Annotated in this window: 10 protein-coding genes; 4 read left to right on the forward strand and 6 right to left on the reverse strand. The window is 70.6% G+C overall.

Annotation, left to right across the window (positions count from 1 at the left end; translation table 11 throughout):
- Nucleotides 1-32: 32 nt before the first annotated feature.
- The 6 genes from WME83_RS25065 to WME83_RS25090 all read right to left on the reverse strand — a co-directional run bounded on the left by WME83_RS25065 (nucleotide 33) and on the right by WME83_RS25090 (nucleotide 7,310).
- Nucleotides 33-1,157 carry a glycosyltransferase family 4 protein gene (locus WME83_RS25065; protein ID WP_437321804.1) on the reverse strand — a complete coding sequence of 375 codons (1,125 nt, stop codon included), beginning with the start codon at nucleotides 1,155-1,157 and terminating at the stop codon, nucleotides 33-35.
- A gap of 3 nt (nucleotides 1,158-1,160) precedes the next feature.
- Entirely contained in the window at nucleotides 1,161-2,177 is a 1,017-nt protein-coding gene (locus WME83_RS25070) for an NAD-dependent epimerase/dehydratase family protein (protein WP_437321805.1), read from the reverse strand.
- Nucleotides 2,178-2,400: 223 nt separating this feature from the next.
- Nucleotides 2,401-3,618 (reverse strand): glycosyltransferase family 4 protein, encoded by a 1,218-nt coding sequence (locus tag WME83_RS25075; protein WP_437321806.1) that lies wholly within the window; start codon nucleotides 3,616-3,618, stop codon nucleotides 2,401-2,403.
- Between the two features lie 229 nt (nucleotides 3,619-3,847).
- Nucleotides 3,848-4,672, reverse strand: a complete 825-nt coding sequence (locus WME83_RS25080) for a CBS domain-containing protein (protein WP_437321807.1) — start codon at nucleotides 4,670-4,672, stop codon at nucleotides 3,848-3,850.
- Between the two features lie 535 nt (nucleotides 4,673-5,207).
- The gene (locus tag WME83_RS25085; RefSeq protein WP_437321808.1) at nucleotides 5,208-5,585 is read right to left on the reverse strand and encodes a hypothetical protein; all 378 of its coding nucleotides are present in this window, start codon (nucleotides 5,583-5,585) and stop codon (nucleotides 5,208-5,210) included.
- A gap of 633 nt (nucleotides 5,586-6,218) precedes the next feature.
- Complete coding sequence (locus WME83_RS25090; RefSeq protein WP_437321809.1) at nucleotides 6,219-7,310, reverse strand: alpha/beta hydrolase; 1,092 nt, start codon at nucleotides 7,308-7,310, stop codon at nucleotides 6,219-6,221.
- Nucleotides 7,311-7,418: 108 nt separating this feature from the next.
- On the opposite strand from WME83_RS25090, the gene WME83_RS25095 reads away from it, so the two are divergent.
- The 4 genes from WME83_RS25095 to WME83_RS25110 all read left to right on the forward strand — a co-directional run bounded on the left by WME83_RS25095 (nucleotide 7,419) and on the right by WME83_RS25110 (nucleotide 15,531).
- Nucleotides 7,419-8,243, forward strand: coding sequence for an N-acetyltransferase family protein (locus tag WME83_RS25095; protein ID WP_437321810.1), 825 nt, complete (start codon nucleotides 7,419-7,421; stop codon nucleotides 8,241-8,243).
- Nucleotides 8,244-8,603: 360 nt separating this feature from the next.
- Nucleotides 8,604-9,824, forward strand: coding sequence for an SIR2 family NAD-dependent protein deacylase (locus WME83_RS25100; protein ID WP_437321811.1), 1,221 nt, complete (start codon nucleotides 8,604-8,606; stop codon nucleotides 9,822-9,824).
- Between the two features lie 57 nt (nucleotides 9,825-9,881).
- Nucleotides 9,882-13,940 carry a protein kinase domain-containing protein gene (locus WME83_RS25105; RefSeq protein WP_437321812.1) on the forward strand — a complete coding sequence of 1,353 codons (4,059 nt, stop codon included), beginning with the start codon at nucleotides 9,882-9,884 and terminating at the stop codon, nucleotides 13,938-13,940.
- A gap of 184 nt (nucleotides 13,941-14,124) precedes the next feature.
- Nucleotides 14,125-15,531: an FAD-binding oxidoreductase gene (locus WME83_RS25110; protein WP_437321813.1), complete on the forward strand. Its 1,407-nt coding sequence runs from the start codon at nucleotides 14,125-14,127 to the stop codon at nucleotides 15,529-15,531.
- Nucleotides 15,532-15,570 lie beyond the last annotated feature (39 nt).

Here is a 15,570-nt window from a genome sequence, read left to right on the forward strand (position 1 = left end):
TACCCCCGACGAGCGCGACGTCGCGGAGCTGCTCACCGCGCGGCCGGGGTGAGCTGCGCATAGAGCGCGGCGTACTCTCCCATGATCGTCCGGGTCGCGTAACGGCGCTCGGCGCGCCGACGCGCGGCCGCGCCGAGCTGCGCCCTGCGCGAAGGGTCGTCGCGCAGTGCGCGAAGCGCATCCCGCAGCGCCGCCTCGTCCCTCGGGGCCACCGAGAGGGCCACGCGGCCGTCTTCGCCCTCGATGACCTCGGGAATGGCGCCGACCGGCGTGACGACGCAGGGCAGGCCGCTCGCCATGGCCTCGAGCACCACGTTGGGCAGCCCCTCGGCGTGGCTCGGGAAACAGGCGATGTCCGCGCCGCGGTAGGCCGCGGGCATCGCGGCCGGCGGCACCTCGCCGAGCAGGTCCAGGCGGCCCTGCCGCGCGAGCGCCTCCAGCGCCTCGTCCAGGCGCCGGGCGTACTCCGGAGGGCACCCGGCGGCCCGGGGCCCCGCGAGCGCGAGGGTCAGCCCCTCGACGGCCAGCACCGCCCGCGCGAGCTCGAGGACGCCCTTGTGCGGGGTGATCAGGCCCGCGAAGAGCACCCGCAGCGGCGCCGCGGACGCGCGCGGCGCGCGCGGCGCGGCGGCGGGGTGGAAGGCCTCGGTGTCGACCGGGTTCGGGACATAGACGACGCGGCCGCCCGGAACCAGGCGCTGCACGTACTCCTGCAGCTCCTCGGCGAGCGCGACGACGGCGGCGGCGCGGCCGAGCACCGCGCGCACCGCCTGCAAGGTGGGCCACGGAAGGGCGCGCAGCCAGTCGATGATCTGCGTCGAGAAATGCAGGTGGAGCACCGCCGGCACGCCCGCGCGGCGGCACAGCTCCACCGCGAGGCCGTCGCGGGCGGTCGCCCAGAACAGCGTGGTGCACAGGTGAACGACGTCCGGCCGCCGCCGCGCGAGCAGCCGGTGGAGCTCGGACAGCGATTCGCCGGCGCGGACCACGCGCGCCGGGCGAAACCTGCTCTTTGCGTCGACGGCGGCGCTGTGGGGCGAGGTGTCGAGGACCTCCGCCTCGATCCCCGCCGCCGGCGCCGCGTCGAGATAGGTCTGCACCCACCGCGTGAGCCCGCCGGCGGGCGGCGGGAGGGGGCCCCAGAGCGCGACGCGCATGGGCTAGAAGCGCGCCTCGGCGGCGATGTGGTCCCAGTGCTCGCGGAACCACGCCACGGTGACCGCGAGCCCCTCGTGCAGGTCCATCCGCGCCTCGAACCCGAGGACGCGCTTGGCCTTGTCGGTGGACGCGCCGCGACGGCGCTGCGTGTCCCACGCGCGCCGCTCGACGAACCGGACGCCGGCGCGGTTGTCGGTCATCTCGTTGATGGCGCGCGCGAGGTCGAGGATGGCGGTCTCGTTGCCGGACGCCAGGTTGAGCGCCTCGCCCGAGGCGCCCGCCGTGGTGCCAGCCCGGAGCAGCCCATCGACGATGTCGCCCACGTACGTGAACGAGCGGGTCTCATCTCCCGTGCCGGTGATCGGCAGAGGCTCGCCCCGGAGCGCCCAGTAGACGAAGTTGGGGATCACGTTGCGGTAGCGGCCAGGGACCTCGCCCGGACCGTACGAGTTGAAGAGGCGGACCCGGACGGTGCTCAGCCCTTCCTGCCCGGTGAAGTAATTGCAATAGAGCTCGCCGAGCAGCTTGGTGGCCTGATACGGCGTATGCACGTCCAGCGAGGTGTAGTCCTCCGGGACGGGCCGCGGCGGATCGCTGCCGTAGGCGGCGCAGCCGGACGAAGCGAAGACGACGCGATGGACCCTGCGCCGCTGCGCGTGGCGCAGCACCCGCAGCGTGCCAAGGCCGTTGACCTCGAGATCCCGCTCCGGGTTGTCCACCGAGTTCTGGTTCGCGAACAGCGCGGCGAGGTGGAAGACGTGGGAGGTCTCGTCCCGGAAGACCTCCGCGAGCAGGTCGTCGTCGACGACGCTCCCCTCCACGAAGCGCACGCTGCTCCGCGCCGGGACGGACCAGCGGTACGAGGAGGAGAGATCGTCCACGACGATGACCTCCGCGCCCGCGTCGGCCAGGGCCGCCGTGAGGGAGCTGCCGATCGCGCCCGCGCCCCCGGTCACGACGACCCGCCTGCCCTTGTAATTCTGCCGGATGCTCGCCATCTCTTCTGTCATGTCGCGCATGGAATCCTCCTCTCCACAACGCGCCGGCGCGTTGCGTCCTCCCGTTCTCCAGCCGCGCGCCGGCGCGTTCGTGCGCCGGCGCAATCCCGCGCTGGCGCACGAATGCGCCGGCGCAATCCCGCGCTGACGCACGAATGCGCCGGCGCAATCCCGCGCTGACGCACGAATGCGCCGGCGCAATCCCGCGCTGACGCACGAATGCGCCGGCGCGTTCGTCACGCGCTCAGCTCGCCGCGCGCGCGAAGACCTCCTCGTAGCGGGTCACGAGCGCGTCGCGCGTGAACCAGCGAAGGAAATGGCGGCGGCCGGCCTCCCCCATCGCGCGCCGCGCCTCGGGCGTCATGTCGCGCAGCCGCCGCACCGCGGCCGCGAGCGCCGCCGGATCCTCGGGCTCGCAGGCGAGGCCCGCCCCGCTGTCCCGGACCAGATCCGCCGGATCCCCGCTCGCCGCGACGAGCACCGGCCGGCCCGCGGCCATGTAGGCCGGGATCTTCGAAGGGATCGTGAGCTCGAAGCACGGATCCCGCTTCAGGTGCGAGAGCAGCACGTCGGCGAGCGCGAAGAAATGAGGCATGCGCTCGTGGGGCTGCTGTCCGATAAAGACGATGTTCGAGAGGGCGCGCGCCTCCGCCTCGCGCCGGAGCCGGGGCGCGTCGATCCCGTCTCCGACCATGACGAACCGCACGTCGTCGAGGTCCCGCAGCAGCGCCGCCGCGTCGAGCACGCTGAAGAGCGCCTGGGCGGCGCCCATGTTGCCCGCGAACAGGACCACGAACCGCCCTGTCAGCCCGTGCTCCGCGGCGAGCTGCGGATCGGGCTCCACCGGCTGATAGATGCGGTCGTCCGCCCAGTTCGGGATGAGGTGCACCTTGTCGGCCGGGACGCCTTTGCGCGTGAGCGCGCGCGCGAGGCCAGGGCTGATCACGATGAGCGACGCGGCTCTGCGGTACAGGGCACGGTTCACCCGATCGATGCCGGCGAACACGTACGGGTTGCCGAGCATGCCTGACGCGGCCGCGGTCTCGGGCCACAGGTCCTGGACCTCATACACCCACGGGATCCCGCGGAGCGCGGCGAGCCAGGAGGCCGCGACCGCGAGGCTCGGCGGCGGATTGTGGACCCACGCGACGTCCACCCGCCCTGCGAGCGCCGGGCCGAGCAGCGCGGTCGAGGCGCCGAAGCTCGCGTAATTGAGCGTCCGTCGAAGGCGCGATCGGCTGTGGTCGAGGTAGATCGGGAGCCGTATCACCCGGGTGCCGCTCACGTGCTCCACGTCCCAGAGGCGCTGCCGGTATCCCGGATAGAGGCGGCCGTGCGGATAGCTCGGGAATGCGGTGATCGATGTCACCTCGTGCCCGCGCGCAGCCAGCGCCTCCGCGAGCAGGTGGGCCCGAGAAATGGGCTCGGGGTGATACCACTGAGATATAAGGAGTACCCTCACCGTCCCACTTCGTTGCACGGCTGCCCGCCGATATTCAACCGTCGAGCTCGACACGCTCTCCTGGCACATCACCCGTCGACAGCCCCGGGGCGCTCTCGTGCGATCGGACTCCTACACGTAGTGCGAGGTGTGCCAAGGTGAGACGCACAGAAGCAGCTCCCGATCTTCGCTTTGCGGCCGCGCTGGCCCCGCCGCCGGCCATCCGTGGCCGGGCTCCTGGCGGGCGGCGCTAGCCGGCTTTGGACCTCGCGGCCGTGGAGATCAGGCCCGTACCGGCGACGGCGCGCGCGAAGTCCAGGCCCGTCAGCACGCCGCGGAGCCGCCGCCCCTGCACCACGAGGACGCGCCGCGCCTGCGCCGCGTGCGCGGCGGCCGCGGCCCGGTGGAGCGGGGTCCGGACGTCGAGACAGACCATGGCGGGGCTCATCACGTCCTCGACCGGCGAGTCGGAGAGCACGCCGTGCGCGAGCAGCGCCTCGGTCTGGGTGAACATCCCCACCGGCCAGCCGTCCGGGTCCACCACCACGAGCCCGCTCACCTGCGCCGTCGTGAGCCGATCGGCCGCGAGCGCGAGCGGCGCGTCGAGCGGGATCGTGTACGCGGGGGCCGACATGAGCTCGGCGATGGGCGTCGCCTCCCGCGCCTCGACCAAGGCCAAGAGGAGATCCTTCGTGCTGAAGACCCCGGTCAAGGTGTCGTCATCGCGGACGAAGACGCGGTGGATACGGTGCTTCAGCAGCACGCTCGCCGCCTGGACGACCAGCGTCGTGCGCCCGACCGTGATGATCCCCGGGCGCACGACGTCGCGCGCCGGGACGTCGGGCAAGGTCAGCAGCATTCCGCGGCTGTTCGTCTTCGTCTCGAACCGGCCGAGCCGGAGCAGGTCGGTGCGCGAGAGCACGCCGATCGCGCGCGACGCCGCGTCGAGGATCGGTACGCAAGAAATTGCGTGTTCGCCCAATAAGCGGTGGACCTCGGGCAGCGGGGTCGTGTCGGGCGCCGTGATGGCTGCGCAGGTCATGTAACGCGAGACGGGTGTCGCAAAGCGCATCATGGGGAGGATTCCTCGAGGACGCCGGCGCGGATCTCGGCAGGCGGCGCGTCAGCGCGCAGCGGACCAGAGCAAGAAGCGATCCGGAATGCGGCGACGCGCCGACGAGCCCGGTCGTCACAGGCGCCGGGCGCTGCGGGGCGCCGCGAGCGGGCCACCGCCGGCCGCGCCCGGCGCAGACGCCGCGCGTGGACGCGCCATCTGCGCCGGGGTGTGCTGCGAGCTGGGCAGTTTCTCGACGCGAGAGCCGAGCTCATCCACGTCAGCCGGCGATGTCCCAAAATGCATCACGTGGGGTGCCGTGCAACGCAGCCGTCAGCGCACGGCCATAGCGGAATCGCAGGCTTCGGACGCCCGGCCGCCGGGAGCAGCGCGTTTGCAGCGGGCTCCCGGCGGCCAGGCCTCGGCGACGCGTCTCAGGCCACCCGCGGCTCAGACGCCGGGCCGCGAGCGGCGCCATCGCGAGGCCCCGAGCGCGAGCCGCGCCGTGGCGCGGGGCCGGAGCTCGCCTTGGCCTCGCTGCGCCGGCTCCGGGGGATTACCACCTGTTGTTGCAGCCGCCGTAGCGGAAGCCAGGGCTGAAGTTGCCGTAGCGGAACGGACTCCAGGAGTTGCCCCAATCGCCGCCCCAGCCGCAGGGCTTGGGCTTGTTCCAGCCCCCGCCCCAGTCGTTCCAGCCCGGACCCCAGTTGCCGCCGCCCCAGTTGCCGCCGCCCCAGTTGCCGCCACCCCAGTTGCCGCCGCCCCAGTTGCCGCCGCCCCAGCCACAGTTCCGCGGATTCAGAGAACCGCACAGCGCCTGCGAGGTCTCCTCGACCTCCACGGCCTCGGGCTCGTCCATGTCGATCTCGTCGGCGTCCGCCTCGCCCACCGCGCACCCGGTGGTCAGGGAGGCCATCGCCATCGCAACATGCATCCACCTGCTCTTCATCAGCTCGACCATTTCTCCCCCTTCCACGGCCCGCGACATCCGCGGACCGTCAGGCCAGTCGGAGGTCGCAGAGAGCAGCGCTCATGCCCGAGAGCCGGTGTGCACAGGCTGCCGCCCGGCGGCCCGCGCGGCGGGCGGGAGGTTGCGATAAACCGACAATCCTAAACAGCGCACAGCGCGGCGAGCGAGGCCCGTTCACCCGCGCCGGATCGCTGGGCAGATAAGGCGCTTCGGGGCGCGCGCAGCGCACAGCGGCTCGCCGCGGCAGGCGCCCTCGCGCGACGCGACGAGCCACGCAAAACACGCCTTTCGCGAGCGGTGGACTTCTCGGCGCGGGCCGCCTCGCGAGGCGTCTCCGACGATTCGAGGCCTCCGCGCCGGCAAGGTGGGGCGATGGGCGACGGCGGCATACTCGTGCTCACCGAGCTCGGGCGATCCGCGCCGCCCGCCCGGCGCGCTCAGCCCATCTCCTCTGCGGTCATGTGAGCAAGGGTGCTCGGGAATGGCGCTCCGGGCGTCTCGCGACGCGCGCGCCAGCGCTGCTGTCGGGCCGGCGCGCGGCGGGGGCGGCGCTCGCGACGCGCGGCGGGCCGGCGCGCGCGGGGTCGGCCGGCGCGCTCAGGGGACGGCGACCCAGGTATTCCAGGCCAGCGCGAAGTCGTCGGCGCGGATCTCGTGGCCTCGCCCGGGGTGCACCACGAGCTCGTGCTCCCAGCCGTGCTGCGTGAGCACATCGGCGAGGTTCTCGGCGCTCGCGACGGTGGAGGCGAGCTCCTCCCCGCCGACGGCGATGTAGATCGGCGGCCTCTCCTGGGAGAACAGGTGCTCCTCGATGACCATCCGGCCGGCGCCGACGAGCCCGGCGCCGTCGACGGCGACGAGGCCTTCCAGCGCCACGTAGCTCGCGAAATAGCCCCCGTTGGAGAAGCCCATGACGTAACGCCTGCCGAACGTCCCCCCGAGGATCCGCGCTATCCGCGCCTCGGCGCTCATCCACTCCTGGAGCAAGGCGGGCGCCGCGGCGTCGACCGTCTCGCGGCGCGTCGGCCAGCAGAAATGGGCCTCGACGGACGGATCCCAGGTGCAGAGCCCCGGCCTCCCCCGCGGGAACACCGCGACGACCCCGAGCGCCGCGGCGGCCTCCGCCGCGATCGCCTGGAGGGCCACCGGCAGCGCGTCGGGCGCCATGGCCCCGTGCAGCACATAAAGGATCGGCGCGCCGCGGGGCGCGGTCTCCGGCACGTGGAAACAGGTGTGCTCGTCCAGGCCGACCCACCGCGCGGAGCACCAGTCCGTCTCGACCGGCTCCCAGCTCAGCGCTCCGCCCTCCCCGCCGCTTCCGTCGCCGCCAGCGTCGCCCCCGCCGGAAGCGTCGCCCCCGCCGGAAGCGCCGTCCACGCCAGAAGCGCTGCTGCTGGCCATATCGCCGGCCGACGTGGCGCCGGCCGACGTGGCGCCGGCCGACGTGGCGCCGGCCGACGTGGCGCCGGCCGACGTGGCGCCGCCCGCGCCGCCGCCGTCGGCCCCGTGCGGCGTCCCCGCGGCCGCGCCGTCGCACGCGGCCGGCGCGAGGGCGAGCGCCGCGAGCAGCGCCGCGCGGCCCGCGAGGCTCGATCCGCGCATCGCCCCGCTGGCCGCGCCCGCAGCCGCGGCGCCCTCGATGGCGCCGCGGGCGCCCGCGCCCCCGTCCACGCCGCGTGCGTTGCTCATGGCCCCATCACGGTGCCGTGTCGGACGCGGCGCCGCAACGCTCGCGCAGCGAGGAGCCCGCGCCCGAGATCGCGGGACGCGCGGCGCCCCCGAATGTAAGCTCGCCGCATGCTTCGCCTCGTCGCGCGCCCGGCGCGCCCCTCGGATTATGATCACTTTGCACGGCTGTTCGTGGAGCTCGGCATCGACAATCCCGTCCTCCCGCGCGAGCGCTGGGAGAGCGCCTTGGCCAAAGACACCCTCTTCTTCGAGGAGAACGGCGAGGTGGTCGCCTACGCCTATGTCCAGCCGCTGCGCGGGTTCGCCTACGTGCGGCACGTCGTCGTCGCGCCGTCCCACCGCGGCCGCGGGATCGGCGCCGGCGTCATGCGCGCCATCGCCGCGCACCTCCGCGGCCGCGGCTGCGCGCGCTGGTGCCTCAACGTCAAGCCGGACAACACCGCCGCCGTGCGGCTCTACCGGAGCGCCGGCATGGAGCAGGTCTACGCCGTGACCACGTTCCAGCTCGCCTGGGACGCCGCGGCCCGCCTCCCGCGCCCTGCCCGCTCGGTCGCCGCCCGCCCGGTGGAGCCGTCCGACGACGCCGCGGTGGAGGCGGCGTTCGGCTTGCTGCCCGGCCAGGTCGCCGAGGCGCGCGGCCGGGGCGGCCTCGCGCTCCTCTGCCTCGTCGACCCCGCGGCGCCGGGCGCCGCCCCGCTGGGGTACGCCAGCTTCGACCCCTTCGTCCCCGGCGCGTTTCCGTTCCGCGTGGCCGCGCCGGAGCTCGCCGCTCCCCTGCTCGACGCCATCCGCCCCCACGCCCCGCGTGCCCCCGAGGCACTCCTCGTCACGGTCGAGGATGACGACGCGCTCGCCGCCGCCCTCCGCGCGGTGGGCGCGACCGTGCAGCTCGTCGGCGTGCACTTCCGAGGCGAGATCCCGGACGGCGGCTGAGCCGCGAAGGCCGCTTGCCCTCCGGTCGTGCGCCCCGAGCATGCGCTGAAGCTTCAGCCTCACTGTCGGCTCCCATCGCGCCCCCGCGACCGATGCACACCGAGCCATCGCGCGCGAACGCGCGCAGAGAGACCTGCGGAATCATGCGCCACGAGGACGGCCTCGTCTCCGTCCGCCATTCCATCACCAGACACTTCCGTCCAAGATGCACATTCCATCGCTATGTAATGAGAGCGGTGGCCGCTCGGCTCCGCTGGGCAACCATCCTGGTCGCGCCTCAGGACCTTCTCATCCACCAGCACGATTCATCCGCTGACGCTCCACGCATGTACCTTGCATTACGGGGCGTTCCGGTGTCAGATGGTTCTGATCGTGGAGCCATACCGGGGAGAGAGCGGGGCGTGGGCATCGGTAGAGGGAGCGACGGACCCTGCGCTCGACGAGCTGCGCGAAGCCTACCAGCGCGGAAGGCTGCTCGTCGTTGCGGGTAGCAACATATCGACGGCCGCGGGCCTCCCTGCATGGCGCGAGCTTGTCGAGGTCCTCGCGGCGCGCGCGCGGTTCCGCGGCGCCACCCAGGCGGCCCTGCAGGAGATAGCCCGACTGGTCTCTCAGGAGAGGCGCATCGATGCGCTCTCTGCGGCCAGAGCCGCGCTCGGCTCGAATGAGTTCTGCACCGTGGTCGAGCGGCTCTGGAGCGATACCGGATACAACGTCCCGCCCATCGCCGCAGCCATCGCCGCGCTCGCCCCGCAGCTCTCCGGGTTGATCACGACCACCGTCGACCATCTGCTCGAACGCGCGTTCGGCGGGTGCTGGCCTGTGCTCGTCCGGACCACGGCGGATCTCGCCCAACGGCGCAGGTACATCCTCAAGCTGCATGGGACGCTCGTCGACAGGTCTACATGGGTATTGACGCGAGACGAGCACGATCGGTTGTTCCACAGCGACGCCGAATTTCAACGTACGCTCTCCGCCGTTGTCGACGCTCACACGGTCGTGTTCGTCGGCCACGAGCTCGCCAGCGACGAGCACGACTGGCTCTTCGCTCCCGCCCGAGCGCGGTCCGGCGGTCAGGCCCCCCGCCACTTCGGCCTGGTTCCCGACGGGAGCATCGGCCCCGGTCGCCGACACGCGCTCGAAGCCGCCGGCATGAGAATCGTCAGCTACCGCGATCAGGACGGCGGCCATGCAGCGGCCGCGAGCCTGCTGCGCGGGCTGGCCACGGCAGGATTCATCGCGCCGATGGACGCGACGTCGACGAGCACGCCGTCGGACCTCGACGCCTCTCCCGCGCGCGCGGCCCACGTCGAGGAGCCCGTGGATCCAAAACGACTCCGCGTGCAGATCGAAGAGACGTTCACCTTCGAGGAGCTCGAGACCTTCTTCGCGGACTCATTCCCCGATATTCGCGGAGGAATCGCGAGCATCGTGTCGCCGGTGCACAACGCCGAATATCGTGCGTTCAAGCTGGTCAAATATTTCGAGCGACGCAACAGGCTACGCGATCTCCAGTCAAAGATACAAGAGCACGTAGGTCAAGCACCCCAGAGGCAGCCCGCCCCAGCTCGCCACGGATAGTTCCAGAGAGCACCATCGCTTGCGGCGCAGCGAGAGACAAGACAGGGAGAGATCATCATGCCGGTCCGTTCTCCTCAAGAGGTCGACAAGCGCGGCACACTGATCGCCGGCAAATACCGACTACTGTATCCGATCGGAGAGGGATCGCGAGGGGTCGTCTGGGCCGCGTTGAACGACGCAGCCGGGCGGGAGGTGGCTCTGAAGATCTTCACTCCCGCCGATCTCGCTCTCCGCGAGCGAGCGCAGCGCAGCGCGCGTCTTCTCGGAGCGCTCAGGCACAACCACATCGTCGAGCACTACGACTCCGGAGAGACCAACGACAAGATACCGTATTCTGTCATGCAGCTCCTCCAGGGCGAAACCCTGGACCATCTGCTGAACAGAAAAGGCAGCCTTAGCCAACCCGAGGCAGCGCGCATCGGACGCGATGTCGCCGACGCGCTCGTGCTCCTCCACGCGTCCCAAATCGTCCATGGTAGCTTGACATCATGGAACATATTCATGCATCGGGACTCGGAGCAGAAGGAGGTCGTGACGAAGGTGCTCGACGCCGGGCTCGGTGAGCGGCCGCCGCTGTTCGACAACCTCCTCATGGCGAAGGAAGAGGCAGCGGCCTCGGTCATGTACATGAGCCCGGAGCAGATCCGCGGGCGCCAGGAGGTCGATCACCGCGCCGACATCTGGGCGGTTGGCATCATCATGTTCGAGATGCTGACTGGAGCTCGTCCCTTCGCTGGGGCGAAGGTCTCGGAAGCCATCGCGAAGATCATGACGGGTGAAATTCCGAGGCTCGACCAATCCGGACAGCGAATCGCTGGCCGCCTCGCCGACGTGGTCGCATGCTGCTTGCAGCCGAACCGAGAGAAGCGGTTCGCTTCGGCGGGCGATCTGGCCCTGGCGCTCGACGGCTTCACGGAGGCGCCGGCGCGATCGCACAACGTAGGGTCGCCCGGGCTCCCCGATGTGGCCGGTTCTCCGCAGACGGGCCGAGCGAGCGAGCCCGCCTCCCCCACGCCGGCGCCGCCGTCGGTCGCGGCCCCGGCGCTCGATCTCGGACAGGGCTCCCCGAAGCCGGGCGACGTCATCGACGATCGATACCATCTTATACGACCGCTCGGCGAGGGAGGGATGGGCAGCGTCTGGTCCGCCGAGGACGTCCGGCTGAAGCGAGACGTGGCGATCAAGCTGCTGAGCCGGAGCCTGGCCGAGAGCGTCGATCTCCGGCGACGGTTCGAGCGGGAGGCCATCGCCGCGGCGCGGCTCAGGAGCCCCCACATCGTCACCATACACGACTACGGATTCGACTCCCGAGGTCGTCCGTACATCGTCCAGGACTTGATCCTCGGACGCGATCTGCGCGGCATCTTGGAAGCAGAGACACAGCTCGAGAGGGGTCGGGCTGCACGGCTGGCAATCCAGGCGTGCACGGCTCTCGACGCGATTCACTCGGAGGGCCTGATACATCGAGATATCAAGCCAGGAAACCTCCTGATCACCAAAATATCGGGAGGGCACGAGCACCTCATGCTCGTCGACTTCGGCATAGCCAAGGCCGTCGATGGCGTCAGGGAGGGGGTCAACACGACCACGGGGGTCGTCCTTGGAACTCCTCACTACATGTCCCCGGAGCAAATCCATAGCGGCGACGATGTCGACAAGCGCACCGACATCTATTCTCTAGGGGCCACCCTGTACGAGACGTTATCTGGCCGGAAGCCGTTCTCGGGGGACGTGTCCACGATACTGCAGAACAAGCTGCTGTTCGTGCCGCCGCCGCTCGCGTCGGTGGCGAACGTCTCACCGGCGATGAACGCGGTCATCATGCGGTGCCTCGATCCTGACCGAAAGAACCGGTTCGAGAGCGCGACGAGCCTGCGGCAGGCGCTCGTCGAGACGCCTGAGGTGCTCGACGATCTGCGCCTGAGCATCGAGTTCAAGGCCCAGGACCGCGCGCATGACGCGCCTCGGCCTGCCGACGTCGCCTCCTTCGAAGCGACGCGCGCGCCGGTCGCCGACCCGACGCCGACGATGAAGCTCGGGGCAACGCTGGTCGTGGCGGTGGACGAGATCGTTCGAGCCGAGATCCGGGATGCTCTCCCGTTCGCCCCGCAATCTCGAAACGATGCGTCACGGGTGACGATCGGCGCGGCGGGCGCGGCGGAGGCGGGGTCCCTGCCGACGAAGATGCGTCATGCTCCGGCGCTGCGCTCCGAGGAAAAGTCCCTGCAGGTGGATCTCGTCAGTTACCTGGAGCAGGCTGGGCTCCGCGTCCGCTCGTCGGAGCGAGGGCTGATGCGGCTGGAGCGGCGGCCGGACGCTCGGCTCCCTGACGTGGATATCGCGGCGATGCTGCTCGAGGACAGCGCGGGCGCCGACGCGCCCCAGGCGACGATGGACACACTCTCGTTCCAGAGGAAGGCCAGCCCGCTCTACGGGCTGTCGGGCACCCAGGAACGTCCGGTCACCGTCTTCGCGGTGTTTCGGGGGCACCCGGGCGCGGGGATCTACCGACAATGGCATGAGCTCCTGCAGACGAAGCACGTCCGGGTGCTCCCGCTCTCTCCCGGCGAGATCCGCGCCCACGTGCGGAGCGGACAGTCAGCGAAGCACGTGCTGTCCTTGCTACAGCGGCCTTCGTCGAACGCGTTTCAGCTCGAAGGCCCAGTCGAACGGGAGGTGGATTTCTTCGGTAGCAGCAGGCTCCTCGGCGAGCTGGTCGCGAGGCTCGCCGGGAGCGGCCAGAGCTTCGGCGTCTTCGGTTTGAAGAAGTGGGGCACCACATCCTTTCTGCGGCGGCTCCGCATGGAGCTGACCGATCGCGTCACCGCCTGGGTGGACGTCGCCAGCCTCTTCACCGTATCTGCCGCGGAGGTCTTGAGCGCGCTCTGCGAGGACCTATCGAGAGAGCTCCGAAGGAAGGCGCCCGCCGCACTCACGAAGAGCCTCGCCTCCCACCAGCGGCAAGACAGCCGAGCTGCCGCCGATGCGCTTCGCAGCCTCGTATGGTCATGTCACGAGACGTGCGTCGAAGGTCCTCCCATCTTCTTCCTGGACGGGATCGACGAGCTGAGCCGGAGCCGAACCTCCGATGCGGACGACCTCAAGGTCCTCTTCCGATCGCTCTACAGCCTCATGTCCCTCGACCCTCGGGCAATCCTTGTTTTTGCCGGGACAGAGGACGATCTCTTGTCGAAGCAGGTCATCGGCGGCGGCGCGAAGCGCTTCGAGAATCCGTTTTGGACGCGCGTCAGCCGGTACTGTGCGCCGCTCTTCGACGAGCACGAGCTTGGCGAGTTCTTCCGCACGGCCGGGGCGCTCGCCGGGCTACATTTTACGACGGAAGCGCTGGAGGCGGCCTGTCGGCTCACCGGCGGCCAGAAGTACCTATGCAGATTGCTTGGCAGCGAGCTGCACCAACGTCAGGCGTGTGCAACGGAGTGGAGGAGCCTGGATCGCGATGATGTGGAGGAGTGCGTCGGCTCGCTCATCGTGAAATGCAGCGAGTACTTCCACCGGCTGCTGCTCGAGGCGCCCCCGGGGACCCGAGAGCTGCTGTGCCAGCTCGCGAGGGGCCCAGCGCGCGAGCGCGAGCTGCTAGGCCTGAACACCGGCAACCCCGCCATGCATCGGCTCCGCGCGCTCCAGTTCTCTGTCATGCACGGGCTCGCCAGGAAGGAGCTGCGTGGGCCCTATCGCCTGGCCATAGGGTTGATCGGGGAGTGGCTCCAGTGGAGCTCGCCAGGGGACCCCAAAGGAGACTGGACAGAACTCCGGCTCAAGGACGGCGGCGGTATGAACTGCACAGGCGAAGGTGGGGAGCCACGCGAGCCAGCCCGCGCTGAAGGCGCTCTGCATCAGCATACGGAGACGCTGATGGGCGTCGGTCCTACCGCCGAGGAGAAGATCGAGCTTCGTCGGATGATCGTGGACAGGTTCCAGCCGAGCGAGCTGGAGCTCTTGGCCGACAACCTGGGCGTCGACATCATGGCGGTGACGAGCATTCAGCGGCCTCTTCCCAATCAGGCCCTCGATCTCGTGCGGTGGGCGTCGCAGCATGGCCAATTCGGCAAGCTACGCCAGCTGGTGGAACATCATCGCTACGGCGGGCTCGACTGACCTGGAGCCCAGCGCTCTGCGGCACCGCGCCCGCTCCCGTTGGGTAGCACCGTCGCACACGATAACGCATTGCATCAATTCCCCGCGGTAGCGCCATCTGCCCCGCGCGCGGCGAGATCCCGGACGGCGGCTGAGCCGCGAAGCCCGCTTGCCCTCGCAGCCACGCCGCAGTACCGAGCCGGCCATGACCCCACTTCCCGGCCTCCCCGGCGACTTCCTCGCGGCCGTCCAGCGCGAGTTTCCCGCGGATTTCCTCTCCACGGACGCGTCCGACCTCGCGACGTTCGGCCGCGACTGGACCAAGGTCCACGAGCCGAAGCCCTCGGCCCTCGCGCTCCCGCGCTCGACCGACGAGGTCTCGCGGCTGCTCCGCCTCTGCTCCGAGCACCGCGTCCCGGTGGTGCCCTCGGGCGGGCGCACCGGGCTCGCGGCCGGCGCCGTGGCCGCGCGGGGAGAGCTCGTCGTGTCGCTCGAGCGGATGCGCAAGATGGGGCCGGTCGACGTGCTCGGCGCGACCGTGCGCGTCGAGGCCGGCGCCGTGACCGAGGCGGTGCACCAGCACGTCGCGCCGTACGGCCTCACCTGGCCGGTCGACTTCGCGTCCAAGGGGTCGAGCCAGGTCGGCGGCAACATCGCGACGAACGCCGGCGGCGTGAAGGTCATCCGCTACGGCCTCACGCGCCAGTGGGTGCTCGGGCTCACCGTCGTGACCGCGAGCGGCGCCGTGCTCGACCTGAACGGCGCGCTCGAGAAGAACAACACCGGGATCGACCTGCGCCAGCTCTTCATCGGCAGCGAGGGCACGCTCGGGATCATCACCGAGGCGACCCTCAAGCTCACGCGGGTGCCCGAGGGGCTCAACGTGTTCCTGTTCGCGGTGCCGGACCTCGCCGGCGTGCTCGCGCTGTTCCGCGAGGCCCGGCTGGGGCCGTTCGTCGTGATGGCCTACGAGTTCTTCACGGAGAAGTGCCAGGCGCGCCTGCGCCGCCACCGCAACGTGCGCGTGCCGCTCTCCGCGCCGTCGGACTACTACGTGCTCATCGAGGTCGAGCGCGGCGAGCCCGAGGCGCTCGAGGCGTGGATCACCTCGCTGTTCGAGCGCGGGCTGGTCACCGACGGCACGCTCGCGCAGCACGGGGCGCAGGCCGCCGAGCTCTGGGCGCTCCGCGAGGGGATCAGCGAGAGCCTGTCGGCGACCGGGCTGCCGCACAAGAACGACGTGTCGCTCCCGATCCAGGAGCTCGAGGGCTTCTGCTCCGAGCTGGAGAGCCTGTTCGAGGCCCGCTATCCAGGGTGGGAGATCGCGCTCTTCGGCCACATCGGCGACGGCAACCTCCACATCAACGTGATGAAGCCCGACAGCCTCACGCGCGAGGAGTTCCTCCGGCGCACCCACGAGGCGGATCACGCGATCTTCACGCTCGTGAAGAAGTACCGCGGCAGCATCTCCGCCGAGCACGGCATCGGCCTGCTCAAGAAGGAGTACCTGCCCTACTCGCGCTCGGCCGAGGAGCTCGCGATCATGCGCTCGATCAAGCGGGTGCTCGATCCGCTGAACCTCATGAACCCCGGCAAGATCATCGACGTCTGAGCGCGCCGCGAGGCCCGCTCGGCCGAAGGCCTCCGGCGT

This window comes from Sorangium sp. So ce385 (assembly GCF_051474135.1).
Classification (GTDB): domain Bacteria; phylum Myxococcota_A; class Polyangia; order Polyangiales; family Polyangiaceae; genus Sorangium; species Sorangium cellulosum_D.